Annotated in this window: 11 protein-coding genes; 2 read left to right on the top strand and 9 right to left on the bottom strand. The window is 50.3% G+C overall.

Features of this window, described 5'->3' with window-relative positions; genetic code table 11:
* Nucleotides 1–78: 78 nt before the first annotated feature.
* The 8 genes from GOM71_RS11460 to GOM71_RS11425 all read right to left on the bottom strand — a co-directional run bounded on the left by GOM71_RS11460 (nt 79) and on the right by GOM71_RS11425 (nt 11,237).
* Nucleotides 79–1,464, bottom strand: coding sequence for an MATE family efflux transporter (locus GOM71_RS11460; protein WP_253944806.1), 1,386 nt, complete (start codon nt 1,462–1,464; stop codon nt 79–81).
* Nucleotides 1,465–1,609: 145 nt separating this feature from the next.
* Nucleotides 1,610–2,797 carry a response regulator transcription factor gene (locus GOM71_RS11455; RefSeq protein WP_156281134.1) on the bottom strand — a complete coding sequence of 396 codons (1,188 nt, stop codon included), beginning with the start codon at nt 2,795–2,797 and terminating at the stop codon, nt 1,610–1,612.
* A gap of 4 nt (nt 2,798–2,801) precedes the next feature.
* On the bottom strand, nt 2,802–4,721 hold the full coding sequence (locus GOM71_RS11450; RefSeq protein WP_156281132.1) for a sensor histidine kinase: 1,920 nt from the start codon (nt 4,719–4,721) through the stop codon (nt 2,802–2,804).
* Between the two features lie 87 nt (nt 4,722–4,808).
* Nucleotides 4,809–5,693, bottom strand: coding sequence for a carbohydrate ABC transporter permease (locus GOM71_RS11445; protein ID WP_156281130.1), 885 nt, complete (start codon nt 5,691–5,693; stop codon nt 4,809–4,811).
* A 14-nt stretch (nt 5,694–5,707) separates the two neighbouring features.
* A complete protein-coding gene (locus GOM71_RS11440; RefSeq protein WP_156281128.1) occupies nt 5,708–6,601 on the bottom strand; it encodes a carbohydrate ABC transporter permease in 894 nt (297 codons plus the stop codon).
* 118 nt (nt 6,602–6,719) lie between these two features.
* A complete protein-coding gene (locus GOM71_RS11435; protein WP_253944805.1) occupies nt 6,720–8,072 on the bottom strand; it encodes an extracellular solute-binding protein in 1,353 nt (450 codons plus the stop codon).
* A 639-nt stretch (nt 8,073–8,711) separates the two neighbouring features.
* Nucleotides 8,712–9,929 carry a polysaccharide deacetylase family protein gene (locus GOM71_RS11430; RefSeq protein ID WP_173275508.1) on the bottom strand — a complete coding sequence of 406 codons (1,218 nt, stop codon included), beginning with the start codon at nt 9,927–9,929 and terminating at the stop codon, nt 8,712–8,714.
* Between the two features lie 123 nt (nt 9,930–10,052).
* Nucleotides 10,053–11,237, bottom strand: coding sequence for an ROK family protein (locus GOM71_RS11425; RefSeq protein ID WP_156281124.1), 1,185 nt, complete (start codon nt 11,235–11,237; stop codon nt 10,053–10,055).
* 167 nt (nt 11,238–11,404) lie between these two features.
* On the opposite strand from GOM71_RS11425, the gene GOM71_RS11420 reads away from it, so the two are divergent.
* Nucleotides 11,405–12,052: an NAD(P)-dependent oxidoreductase gene (locus GOM71_RS11420; RefSeq protein WP_156281122.1), complete on the top strand. Its 648-nt coding sequence runs from the start codon at nt 11,405–11,407 to the stop codon at nt 12,050–12,052.
* Between the two features lie 23 nt (nt 12,053–12,075).
* Here GOM71_RS11420 and GOM71_RS11415 read toward each other — a convergent pair whose 3' ends face one another.
* Entirely contained in the window at nt 12,076–12,564 is a 489-nt protein-coding gene (locus tag GOM71_RS11415; RefSeq protein ID WP_156281120.1) for a glutathione peroxidase, read from the bottom strand.
* Between the two features lie 218 nt (nt 12,565–12,782).
* On the opposite strand from GOM71_RS11415, the gene GOM71_RS11410 reads away from it, so the two are divergent.
* Nucleotides 12,783–13,223 (top strand): MarR family winged helix-turn-helix transcriptional regulator, encoded by a 441-nt coding sequence (locus GOM71_RS11410; protein ID WP_156281118.1) that lies wholly within the window; start codon nt 12,783–12,785, stop codon nt 13,221–13,223.
* The last annotated feature ends 177 nt before the right edge of the window (nt 13,224–13,400 follow it).

The following is a 13,400-nucleotide window of genomic DNA, read 5'->3' as shown; positions in this document are numbered from 1 at the left end:
TCCTTCACCCTCCACAGCTCCGGCCGTTTTATCCGCCATCTGCGTCAGTCTCCTCTGCAAATTCAATTCGCACGTCGCTTAATGGGCAACCGTCGCCGGCTCCGAGCGGTCATGCTTCACGAGCGCATGCTTCTCCCAAGCGCGGCTACGCCAGCGCAGCGACATGATGACGGCGCGCAGCCACTCATCGGCGGCAATCGCCAGCCAAATGCCCGGCAGTCCCATGTCCATTACAAATACCAGCAAATAACCGAGCGGCAAGCTGATGCCCACCATCGTCACCATGCCGACCCATAGCGGATAACGAGCGTCACCCGAAGCGCGCAGCGAATTGACGAGAATAATGTTGATTGTTCTTCCAGTCTCTAGAATAACGCTATACAGCAGTACATGCGCGCCAATCTCAATGATGCTCATGTCATCAGTGAAAATACTCATTAACGGCTCGCGGAATATCATCACGAGCGCAACCATCACAATCGTCGATAGACTCGCAGATTTAACGCTTTGCCATACGCGGCTGTATGCGTCGTCCTTGCGGTCCGCGCCGACGAAGCGGCCTACCAGAATTGAAGTACCGATTCCGATCGCAAATGCCATCAAGTAAATAAACATCGAGATGTTGGACGCATACTGACGCGCAGCCATCGATTCGTTCCCGAGAAACGTAGCGTAATAAAGAAATACCATTTGGCAGCTCTGATACATCACTTGCTCGGTAGCGGACGGTACGCCGATCTTTAATATTTTACCTACATACGTTTTGGATAACGATAAATAATAGCGGAACTGCACTTTAATTTCCATAATCCGATACAGCAGCCAGAAGAATACGATCAGCGCAATGCCGCGGCTTATAACCGTTGAGATCGCAGCGCCGTGGACGCCCATTTCCGGAAATCCGAAGTTGCCGAAAATAAGTGCGTAGTTGCCGATAATATGCACGACGTTCATCCCCAGCGAGACGAGCATCGCTTCTTTCGTAAAGCCATGTACGCGAATGATCGCCGCCAAAGAATTGATAATAGCCTGCAAGAAGATGAATCCGCCGACAAACGACAGATAGCTCTTTGCATGCTCCAAAATTTCACCCTGCAAATGAAGCCCTTGCAGGATTTGATTGCAGAATAACAGGAAAAATCCGCTGATAACGAGGCCGACGATCAAGTTCATCGTCACCGCGAGCGCTGAAATGCGCGCCGCTTCCAGCATTTTGCGTGAGCCAAGATACTGGGCCACAACGATTGACGCGCCGTTTCCGATTACTTCCAGGACCAGGATGGCTATGTGCAAATATTGATTCGCCGCGCCTACGCCCGATACGGCATTGTCGGAGATCGCACTCAGCATCAGCGTATCGGCGATGCCCATGAGCATAAACAAAAAGATTTCTAAAAATATCGGCCAAGTCAAATAAAACAGCTTAAACGACTTTGCTTCTTTCTCATCTATTGCACTTACCAAAATAACACCTTCTCCACTCTAATCTGTCCATCTTGTTGCTCTCTCTATCTAAAGCAACCCGTATAGTAGCATAGTTCTCACCCAAATGCATCAACTAATTATATGTTAACAAATACTTCTTTTTTCGTTCAGCTTGCCGTTTGGATTAAATCGGCTCCTTTGTTACCCCGTTATCCTGCTTTTGCCGAAATTCCGAAGGCGTTTCTCCAAACTTCTTGCGGAAAAGCTGAGAGAAGTGACGAATGTCCTGATAACCGATCCTCTCCGCAATGTCTGCAAGCTTCAGCTTCGGATTGAGCAGCAGCTTTTTCGCTTGATCCATGCGCAAACCGATGACATATTCCTTAAATCCCGAGCCGGTCTTTTGTTTAAACAGCTGGCTGAAATAAACCGGATTCAAGTAAACGATCGACGAGACTTTCTCCAGCGACAGATCCGCATGGTAATGCGTGCGAATATATTGCTGAGCAACTTCGACCGCCTGATCCCCGCCGCTTGCGTAATGCTCATACACTTGAGTGGACGAGGCCTGACGCATTCGCTGCACCTCCGCCGGAATGGCGTTGCTGTCCTCAATCCGTTCGGAATGCATGATCTGGAACGGAATGCGCAAATATTTAATCAAATGTCCGCGCAATTCCTCGAGCAGCGCAGCAAGAGCGACTCCTTCATTCAGCGTAACGAGACCAAGCAGGCTCTTATTGTCTTGAATCGCAACAAAGCCGGTTCCGTAGCGGCCAATCAGCTCCGTAAGCACGTTCTCGATAATAAAATGCTCCAGATGGACGATTTTCTCGCTCTCCATCTTCACCATAATGAGATGAAAATACGGATGGCTGTCCATAAAAGGCTTCATATCAATACGGCCGATATCCAGTCCCGACGCCCACCGCTGAAACACAGCCTCGCGCAAAAACTTCTGATTGACTCGCAGAAGTTCCGCCTCCTCGGTCAGCTCCTTCTCGCGGGCAATTTCCGCGCCAAGCTTCTCGATCATTTCGATCAACACCTCTTTGCCGATCGGCTTCAGCAAATAATCTTTGGCGCCAAGCCGCACCGCTTCCTGAGCGTACGAAAATTCGGAATGTGCCGATATAACGACCCATTTGACACACGGGTAGCTGGCCGCGGTCAAATTCATCATCTCAAGCCCGGACATGCCGGGCATTAAAATATCGGTCAGCACAATATCGATCCGTTCACTGCGCAGCCGAACGACTGCTTCTTCCGGACCCGCGGCCAGAAAAACGCGATACTGAGGAAACCGGTTCGCCAGTGTGCGCTTGATTCCTTCGCGAATGATTTTTTCATCGTCAACCATTAATATGTTCATGCGGCTAACCTCCTAGCTGTTGTGACGACGGTGGCGGCGTTTGCGGCATTATCGGCATAGGCATGACGATTACGACCGTCGTGCCTTCGCCATGCTTGCTGTCGATGCGAAGCCCGTAGTTGTCGCCGAACATAAGCGCCAACCGATGATGCACATTCGGCAGGCCAATGCCTCGGCGCGACCGCTCTCCGGCTCCGGACGCTCGATCCTGTATCAGGCCGCCGCCATTGCCCGCAGCGTTGACGGAGTTGCCGGGCGCTCCTGCGCTGCCGAATACGGGCTCCATCATTGAAGTTCGAATTTGCGCGAGCGTGTCCTCGCTCATGCCGATGCCATTATCGGCAATAACGATGCGAAGCTCCTGCGCTTTCTCATCCACTTCGGAATAGACGCGCAATACGCCCATATGGCCGAGCGGCTCAATTCCGCTCTTCACTGCATTCTCGATAATCGGCTGCAGCGTCATTTTGGGCATTGGCGCCTCCAGCCATCGCGGATCAATCGCTATCTCCGTCTGGATGCGTCCATCCAGCCTGCTTTCGATAATGTTCATATAGTGCTTCATTTGATCCAGCTCCTGGCTAAGCGTCGTCTTTGAAGCTTCCTCCCAATGGCTGCTGTAGCGGAACATATGCGACAGGGAGAGAATAACTCTGCCCAGCCTGTCGTTCTCCCGCTCGTCCAGCATCCAATAAATCATATCGAGCGTGTTGTACAAAAAGTGCGGGTTCACCTGCGATTGCAGCGCTTGCAGCTCAGCGTTCTTCTCGCTGATTGATGATAGCGTAATCCGGTCGATCAATTCGTCCATTCGCAGTACCATCCGGTTAAAAGAAGAGACGAGGCTATTAATCTCATCAAATGAATTGACGTTAACGGCGCCGCGGAAATTACCGAGCTCCACCTGCTTCATCTCGCGGATGAGCAATTTGAGCGGCTTTGCGATATTCCGAGAGATCAAGCTTGCGAGCAGTGTCGCCAAAATAAAAACGGCCGCAATAACAACGATCAAATAAAGTCTAGTCTGCGCAAGCTCGGCATTAATATCCGCCTTCGGCGTAAAACCGAAAACCGTCCATTCCGCCATTGCGGCGTTTGCCGCGACGATGAGCTGATCGGTCGTGTTGTCGATTACGATCTCATTGTTTTTCGGCCTCGGCAGCCCCTCGAACGATGGCGATTCGGGCAGCGCCTCCCCCGCTGCCACTTCAGGCTCCGTCGAAGCGATAATATTGTTCTCGCGATCCACAATATAAACTCGGCTGTTCGGACTGATCGAAACGTTGGATAGCGCGTTCATAATCGGTCTTGGGTCGGTCTCAATCAGAATGACGCCAATCGGCTTGTAGTTTGTCAAATCATACAATTGCCGGCCGAATACGAACACAGGGTCCTGACGCAGAAAGCTGTTGATCAACGAGCCCTGGGACAAACCGTACCAAACCATCTGGCCGTTGGAATCAACAAGACGGTGATACCAGTCGGCGGAGTTATAGTTGATATCGACGATCCCCGCGAAACGCCGCTCATAGTTGTATACCTTGCCGCTGTTCGAAATGACATGTATGCCAATGATGTCATCGCGCGAGTAATAAACGGCCCCAATCATATTCGTAATCGTCCGTTCATTAATAACGCTAAGAACCGAGTCCTCTTCCCCGTCGCGTTCCTCCAGCAGCCGCAGCAGCTCATAGTTGCCGTTGAGCGACTTTGTGACGCTGTCGTAGCCTTCGAGCATCAGATCGAACAGGCCGACCGTCTGTGAAATATTTTTTTCTGCCATATCGCTAATTTTAGTATGAATGATTTGCGTCGTTTTTTGATAATAAAGAACGCTCGTTAATAGAAGAAGCGTTAACATCGAAATGAGGAACAATAAAAATAGCCGTCTATGAATCGAATGGCTTCTCCATATTCGCAGCATCGTTTGCGGAACCTCCAAATCTCGCCTTTTTCCAAGTATTGTAGCATACGTCCGCCTAGCAACAGGAACGAAAAAACGGCGAAGGGTTTAACCCTTCACCGCACCTGCTACCATGCCCTTCGTAATCTTGTCGGCAAGCAGGAAGTATATAACCAAGACCGGCAATGCGCCTAGAACGAGATACGCACCGATCCCGCCGTAGTTGACCGAATACTGGCCGACAAAGCTGTTTACGCCAAACGGAAGCGTCTTGAGACGCTCGGATGAAATAAAGGTCGCCGCCAAAATGTACTCGTTCCAAATGTTGATAAAAGTCAAAATACATACCGTCATCATCGGCGGCACCGATACCGGCAGGATGATGTTCCAGAAAATCCGGAAAACGCCCGCTCCGTCTACGATCGCCGATTCTTCGATCTCATGCGGAATCGACTTCATGAAACCGCTGAGGATAAATACCGAGATTGGCGTCTGGAACGCAATATACGGCAGGATGATCGAAGCATGCGTATTGAGGATATGCATGTTTTTGAAAATAATCATGAGCGGCAACAGCGTCGCCTGCATCGGAATCATCATCCCGATTAGGAAAATCAGCAGAACAACTTGCCCGTACTTCCATTTAAAGCGGCTGATCGCAAACGATACGAGCGATGCCAGCAGCAAGACGCACACCATCGTAATTGCGGTAACAAATACGCTGTTATACAGGTATTTAAGGTAGTTGCCCGATTCCACTGCCGTTTGATAGTTCACCCATTGCGGGACAGCAGGAAAGGAGAAAAAGCTTCCGGACAATATTTCTTCATTCGTTTTCGTCGAATAGATAAGCAGCCAAAGGAGCGGATACAGCTGCGTGACAAACAGCACCGCGAGCAATAGATAGACCAAGCCTTTGACGATACTAAACTTGCTTTGCGGCTTTATTTTCGCGGACGGTTTGACCGCTCCTGCGTTCGCAGTATGATTCATGGCGGTTCCCTCCATTACGTGTATTTCCGTTCTAAGCGGTTAAAGATCACATTGATGACAAATGTTGCAACCAGACATACGACTACGAGGAATGCTGCAATCGAGCTGCCGTAGCCGTATTTCATCGACAGGAACGACATGTTGTACATATGCGTTGAGATCACGTCTGTCGCGTGCGCCGGTCCGCCGCCGGTCATAACCATAATGAGGTCAAACGATTGAAGCGAGCCTATAAATGCAAGAACGATCGAAATCTTTATGATCGGAATGTTCATCGGTAAGGTAATATGCCAATCTGCTTTAAGCCCTTCAGCGCCGTCGATTTTCGCAGCTTCATAAATATCGGAAGGGATGTTCTGAATGCCTGTAAACTGGATCAAAGCATGGTATCCCAAATATTGCCACACAGCAACAAAATATAAACTGTACATCGCTACGCTTGGATCTGTCAGCCAAGAATGCGTCCAAGATTCCAAGCCTATTGTCGTAAGCACCTGGTTAAGCATGCCGCCTTGCGTAGCCGGATTGTAAATGGTTTTCCATAATTGGCCGATAACGACGACCGAAAGAATGGCCGGCAGGAAATAGCTTGATACGAGGAAATTCGGCTTTTTTACATAACGGTTAAGCAAAATGGCTACAAACAATGCGAGCGGAATTTGCACGCACATGGAGACAACCGCGAACATCAACGTTCTGCGGACAGCCGGCCAGAACACCGTGTCTTCAAAAAGCATATGTTTAAAATTTTGCAGTCCGATAAATTGCGATTCGCCGATTCCGTTCCAATCCAGCAAGCCGCTGTACAGGGATACGAGAATGGGGACAAATACAAAGCTGAAATAGAGCAGCAAGCACGGCAGCACGAACAGCGCTATCGTCCATTTAGATACTCTTAGTACATTCATCTCGCGCTCCTCCTTGGAGTTACTGACAGCAACAGCGAACGACGAGAGGGCTCCCGCCCCTTTCAGCAAGGAGCCCTTCGCCACGCAAATTGCTTCTTTATCTATTTTGTCTTGTTGCTTATTTGTTTGTTTCGTAAGCCGACTGATGCTCTTTCGCTACGTTAGCAGCATCGTTCTTTTTAACGAACAGGTTTTGGATGCTCGTCAAGTGGCCTTGAGCAGTGCCTGGGTTCATCGTGTTGTCGAACGCGATGTCGCCGCCTTTAACGTCTTTGAACATTGCCAGTACGTCCATTGCCATGTCGGAGTAGCCGGCAGCTTTGAAGTCGCCGTCAACCGTTTGTGCCAGACCAACTGCGCCTTTAACGGCAAATGCTTCTTTAGGGAAGTTCAGCATGAAGTAGTTCAAGAAATCTTTCGTTTCTTCAAGATGCTTGCTGTCAGCCGAGATCGCGAATGCGCTGCCTGGAGCGAGCATGAATTCGTTAGGGTCGCCTTTGCCGTTAACCGTAGGGAATTTGAACACGCCTACTTTGCCGTTTACGGACGAAGTTTCGATACCGCCAGTTGCCCAGCTGCCCATGTAGTACATTGCCGCTTGGCCTGTTTTGAACAGGTTTTCGCCTGCGTTGTAGTCGAACGATGTTGCGCCTTCTTGGAACGCGCCTGCTTGAATCAGATTTTGGAACGCGTCAACCGCTTCCGTGAACGCTGGATCTTCGAATGTTTTCGTACCGGCAACTACGTCGCTAAGGAAGCCAGGGCCGCCGTTTGTGCGAAGCAGTACGTTCATGAACAGGAACGAACCTGTCCACGTATCTTTTTCGCCGATTGCCATTGGCTGAATGCCTTTGGCTTTCAATGCTTTTACAACTTCGACCATTTCTTCGAAAGTTGTAGGCACTTTCACGCCAGCTTTTTCAAACAGTTCTTTATTGTAGTACACAAGGCCGATGTTGTTGCCGTCCGGCAATGCGTAGATGTTGTTATCGAATGTGTAGAAATCAAGAATGCCTTCTTGGAACGTGCCTTTCAGGCCGTTTTCCTCGATCATGTCGTTCAACGGAGCGAACAGCTTCGCTTCAACGAACGGCTTCATTTGCGCCGCAGGATTCACAATAGTAATGTCCGGCACTTCGCGGGAAGCCGCTTGCGTTTTCAGCTTCAGCTTTTGTTGGTCCGTATTCAGCGAGTCCAGCTCGATTTTTACGTTTGGATGATCTTTCTCGTATTGTTCGACGATTTTCTTCATCATTCCGTTTTTCGGATCCGTTGGGTCCGGGTAAATGTTTTGGAATGTAATCGTGATGTTCTCTTTCTTAACTTCCGTCTTGCCCTCATTTGTAGCGCCTGTGTTGCCGTTTGTGCCAGTGTTGCTGCCGCCGCCGTTATTGGCTCCGCATGCTGCAAGGCTCAGTGCCAGCGTACCAGCAGCCGCAACTTTCAGGATGTTCTTCATGTTATTCGTCATTTGTTTATCCCCCTTATTTGTGGATGTGTTTATTATGCTCGGATATGAAATCCCTTACAATGTGCGAACTTAGGGTAACAGGTATGTTTTCTTAAGGTGGCTGACGCAAACGGGCAAACCCGTAATTTTGGCGGTAATAGCAACCGTTTGGCGTTGAAATATAAGGAAAACGCGCTGAGTTGCCCTTGCAATTCCGGTACCTTAGCACCACTTTTTTGCCTCTTCCCGCATCATTCCGGCGCATTCCCGAAATAGTATGGCGCGAGTTTTTTAACGAATCCCATTCGCTAAATAAGGAACCCACCTTCGCTGCTCGATGAAGTTAGTAGGTCCCAGCAGACGTTAACGAACCCATTTTCGCTTTTCATGAACTTTAGTTCCCCTAATAGCGCCAATCGGTTCTCGCTAACGCTTCAATAAACCAGCTTCATACCGCCAACTGCGAAAAATGCTTCGCTAAACAGCGAAGCAGATTCGCTGCCGCGGTCTAAGGCGAGCTGGCGACCCGGCGCATGCCGGTGACTGTACATGCCCGGTACCAGTCATGGCGAAACAGGGCAACAAAAAAACAAGCATAACAACGGAGCAATCGCGCGGCTTAGCCGCTGTTACTCACGTCGTTATGCTTGTTAGAATGGTTTACGTACTGATTTCTACTCGATTTTTGTTGCTGTTCCAGTCCAGCTTCATGTTATTCATCTTGCAAAAATCACGCAAAGGAATCATTACGCCTTCCTTCCGTTTCACCGGCTGTACCTCTGCAAAAGCCGCTTCGCTGCCATTCAGGCTTACTGTTACCGCGCCGTCTTCAACCGTCAACCCTTTCAGCTTTTCGAGCAGCTGTTTAGCTGATTCTCCTTCTTTGGCGCCATTGACGCGGAAGCCGTTCGTCTGCCCTTTGCCGTTAATACCTTCTTTGACCGTAAAGCTAAGCTCGATTCCTGTCTTCTCCAAGATGTCGAGCACTTGCTCGTTATAAGCCCCATATGGGAACGCCAGGACACCCATCGGATTGCCGAGCTCCTGCTTTAAAATTTTCTCCGCCTCGGCCAGGTCATTCGTGACGCGAGCCGTATATTCCTCGTCCGTCTCAAGCCGCTTCTCGTCGGCAAAATATTGCTTGCGCGTCAGTACCGGCTTCTTCATGCCGTCTTCGCGCATGACACCGTACCGATGCGAATCGTAAGTATGATTGTAGAAGTCCATGCCTTGCTTTTGCATCTCGCGCATTTGATCCCACGTCATTTTCGGCGCACCTTCTTTGGTCGTATCGCCAACCGAGGACACGATCACGAAATTGACTGCCGGGTATCCGTATTCCTTCAATATCGGGAATGCATTCGTATAGAACGTTTCATAGCCGTCGTCAAATGTAATGAGCACCGCATTATCAGGCACTGCACCGTCGCGCAAAATAAAATCGGCATACTGCTTTAGGCTGATGACCTGGAAGCCGCTCGTCTTCAGCAGCTCCAACTGCTCGCGGAAAAGATCCGGCGTAATAGCCGATTTATCCTTCTCGGGCGTAGCGGTAATATCATGGTACATAAGTACAGCCACTTGATCGGAATAAAAAACGCCGTCGCCGTCTTTGCCATTGCCCTGCTGCAGCGCCCATTCCAATTTCACATCGAACGTATCCTCGAGAAAAACGGCCGATACCAGCGGCTCGCCCTTCTCCACCTCAACTGCAGGCGGCTGCTTCAGCTTCTCGCCGTTTACCACAAACGTTGTTTTTGCCGGTGCGGCCGGCGTCTGCGAGCAGGCAGCGGCTAACATCGCCGTCAACCCGATCAGCAGAAGGAGAACGATTGATTTCATTGGAGCGATTGAATTGAACGAATGCTTGCGTATCATTTTTCGTACATTCCCCTTATTATCCCTATGGATTTTCTCTTTGATGGAGGCGCAACTTCGCCCCTCTCCTAAAACGAGGGACATCTTCAAAAAGTTGCTTATTCGATTTAATATTTCTAGCGCTTACAGCTGCAGCTGCTTCAATACCATAACCGCAGCCCCTGCGGCAACAGCTTCTTCCTTAAGAACTCCCTTAGAGAAAAGCGGTTTATAGCGGGGGTAGTAATACGTATTCTCCTCAGCTACGCGAATCGCCGTATCATACACCGACTCGTGGGCATTCAGCAGCGCGCCGCCCACGATGACCTTCTCCGGATGCAGCACGTTGATCAGATTGGCCAGGCCAATGCCTAAATAGTAGGCGGCTTGGTTAAAAATGTCGGTCACATCCGGGTCTCCGTCGGCAAGCGAGCGGACCATCGACTCGAAATGAATCTGCTCTTCAGCCGCGTCGCCGCTAAGCATTTTCCCCCGCGCTTTCACTTGGCTCTCCAACGCTTGGACGGACACATACGCTTCCCATGCCCCGTAATTGCCGCTGTCGCGAAGCCGCGCGTCGCTTCCGGTCTGAATGATCATCTGACCGACTGCCCCTTCGGTATCCGTTGCGCCGTAAACGAGCTTTCCGCCCGACATAACCGCCGAACGCAAACCCGCTCCCGCATGCAAATAGAGCATATGCTGATATTGCTCGCTGCGCAAAGCCCAATGCTCGCCAATGAGCGCCGCATTCGCGCCGTTGTCCAGCAGCACAGGAAATCCTAGCCGCTGCTCCAGCAGCTTGCATATCGGCAAGTTGCGCCATCCTGTCGCAGGGAAATAAAGCGGGTCGACGATCAGTCCCTGCTCCCGGTCGAGCGGCCCGACCGCGCCAACGCCCATGCCGAGAATTCGGTCCGCTGACAATTGATGCTCGGCGAAAAAGGATTGTACCGCATCATGCACGCGATCCATGAAAACATCCGGCGTCATCGTTTCATCCATTGTCCAGCGTACGAGCGACAGCCGGTTCATATGTAAATCATAAAGCCCCATCGACGAGTAAATTCGCGAAATTTCCAAGCCGAACATGTATCCATAATGAGCATTGGTCTCATACAAAATGGGCGGGCGTCCGCCTGTCGAGTCGCCGAGGCCTTTTTCCTGCAGCCACTTCTCCTCGATCAGTTCCTCGAGCAGCCTCGTCATGCTGTTGCTTTTCAGCTCGAATTGCCCCATTAGTTCGGATTTCGAAACGATCCCGTTGCGGGCGATATAATCATAGACTTGTTTTTTGGCATTTGAATGTTTCAAGGTTAATCTAACCATAGCGCTCCTCAAGTCATTTAAGCGGATATAATCCCCATCATGCTAATCGGGGATAACTTCCATTTATTATAACCGAGAGGCAATAGGAGCGCTATATAGAGATTATAATCGCTGTGCGGATTGTGCTATTATTGTAAATACTGAGAATAGAGAGGGAAGGCGATTTTATGAGAATAACGCTGCTAGGAGCGACCGGCCGCGTCGGACGCCTCATACTGGCCAGCGCATTGCAGGAAGGGTTTGCGGTAACGGCGATTGTGCGATCACCTGAAAAGCTTGCAGAGGTGACGGATGGCGAGAACGATGCCTTTGTTGCGGGGAAGCTGACCCTATTGCAAGGAAGCGTACTGGACGCCGAGCTGCTGGATACGGCGGTCGAAGGAGCCGACGCTGTCGTCAGCGCGCTCAGCACGGACGGCGGGACAACGCTGTCGGACAGCGTTCCGCTGCTCATTCGCGCAATGGAGAAGCATGCCGTCAAGCGGCTGATCGCCATTGGAACGGCCGGCGTGCTGCAAAGCCGCGCGGAGCCCGAGCTGCTCCGCTATCAATCCAGCGAGTCGCGGCGATCGCTGACACGCGCAGCCGAAGAGCATCACGCGATGCTTCAAATACTGCAGCAATCGACGCTCGACTGGACGCTCGTCTGCCCGACTTATTTGCCGGAGGGCGAGTACACAGGCGTTTATCGGACAGAGCGCGATTTCCTGCCTGAGGGCGGCAAGCAAATTTCCACCGGCGACACCGCCGATTTCGCATTCCGGCTGCTGAGCAGCGACGAATGGCTGCATTGCCGCGTCGGCCTAGCGTACTAAGCGAAATTGCGACCTAGCGGCGTCTAGCGCCCCTTCATCACAGCTGCACGGATTTCGCCTTCGATCTGCTCCGGCGTATCCTTCGAGCCAAAGCGTTTCAAGACGCGGCCATCGCGGTCAACGAGAAACTTCGTGAAGTTCCACTTGATCGATTTCGTGCCGAGAAATCCGCGCGCATTGCTCGTTAAATATTGAAATAGAGGATGCGCGTTTTTGCCGTTCACATCAATCTTCGCATATAAAGGGAATGAAACGCCGAAATTCAACTCGCAAGCCTCGGCAATTTCCTCGTTATCATCCAGCTCCTGATTCATAAATTGTCCGCACGGAAATCCAAGCACCGCAAAGCCTTCGTTCCGATAGCTGTCATGCAGCTTCTGAAGTCCTTTAAACTGCGGTGCAAAACCGCAATTGGTAGCTGTATTTACAATGAGAAGCACTTGGCCATGATAAGGCGCCAACGTCTGCTGCTCCCCGCTGACCGTGCCTACTTTAATATCGTACAGAGACATTTCGCTTGCTCCTTTACTCGCTTTTTCAATTAAATTTATAACAATTTAATTGTATTCAATCTGTATAATGTTGTCAATTGCATACCCGTCTCTCAACCATCTGCGGTTTTGACACTTTTTCAGAATTAATGCTATTATTTAATAAATTGCATACAATTTAAGTGAAAGTAAAGAAAAAAGACATTGCCGCTCGATCGGCAATTGGGGGCGTCACAAAGATGGACAAAGATGAATTGTTAAAACTGGACAACCAGGTTTGTTTTGCTTTATACGCTTGCTCTCGGGAAATCACCAAGCTGTATCGGCCCATTCTGTCCGATATCGGCCTTACGTATACGCAATACATTACAATGCTGGCGCTATGGGAGAAGGACTCCGTTACGGTAAAAGAGCTCGGCTCGCGCCTGCTCCTCGATTCCGGCACACTGACCCCTCTGCTTAAGAAGCTCGAGTCGATGGGCCATATTGTGCGCGGACGCGACAAAGTGGATGAGCGCAATCTCGTCATCAAAGTGACCGAGAAAGGCATGCAGCTCAAAGAGCTTGCTTATCAAGTTCCCTTGCGGCTGTTCAAGCAGCTGAATCTGACTCCGGAAGAAGCTATCGTTTTCCGCGATCAAGCTTACGGCGTGATCGCCAGAATGGATTCGAACATCTAATCATAATGGCGGTGCTGAGGACATTGTCCCGGCACCGCCATTTCTAATTTTTGCTCGAGTGCTGATTTAGGACCATTGCTCCAGCATCTGTTAGGTGAAAATTGGACTTACAACCGCAATAGTATCTATTGAGCGCATGCGTAAGGCCGGAATTGGCCTTACATGCAGCAGTGTAAT

The sequence above is a fragment of the Paenibacillus sp. NEAU-GSW1 genome, from assembly GCF_009737085.1.
Lineage (GTDB): Bacteria > Bacillota > Bacilli > Paenibacillales > Paenibacillaceae > Pristimantibacillus.
The sequence above is the reverse complement of the archived record's forward strand: the minus strand, read 5'-3'. Positions and strand labels throughout refer to the sequence as shown.

Bases quoted from the DNA above. Each gene is read 5' to 3' on its own strand.
- GOM71_RS11440 (WP_156281128.1), bottom strand. From the start codon at position 6,601: ATGAATGTACTAAGAGTATCTAAATGGACGATAGCGCTGTTCGTGCTG.
- GOM71_RS11445 (WP_156281130.1), bottom strand. From the start codon at position 5,693: ATGAATCATACTGCGAACGCAGGAGCGGTCAAACCGTCCGCGAAAATA.
- GOM71_RS11450 (WP_156281132.1), bottom strand. From the start codon at position 4,721: ATGCTGCGAATATGGAGAAGCCATTCGATTCATAGACGGCTATTTTTA.
- GOM71_RS11410 (WP_156281118.1), top strand. From the start codon at position 12,783: ATGGACAAAGATGAATTGTTAAAACTGGACAACCAGGTTTGTTTTGCT.
- GOM71_RS11415 (WP_156281120.1), bottom strand. From the start codon at position 12,564: ATGTCTCTGTACGATATTAAAGTAGGCACGGTCAGCGGGGAGCAGCAG.
- GOM71_RS11430 (WP_173275508.1), bottom strand. From the start codon at position 9,929: ATGATACGCAAGCATTCGTTCAATTCAATCGCTCCAATGAAATCAATC.
- GOM71_RS11420 (WP_156281122.1), top strand. From the start codon at position 11,405: ATGAGAATAACGCTGCTAGGAGCGACCGGCCGCGTCGGACGCCTCATA.
- GOM71_RS11435 (WP_253944805.1), bottom strand. From the start codon at position 8,072: ATGACGAATAACATGAAGAACATCCTGAAAGTTGCGGCTGCTGGTACG.
- GOM71_RS11455 (WP_156281134.1), bottom strand. From the start codon at position 2,797: ATGAACATATTAATGGTTGACGATGAAAAAATCATTCGCGAAGGAATC.
- GOM71_RS11425 (WP_156281124.1), bottom strand. From the start codon at position 11,237: ATGGTTAGATTAACCTTGAAACATTCAAATGCCAAAAAACAAGTCTAT.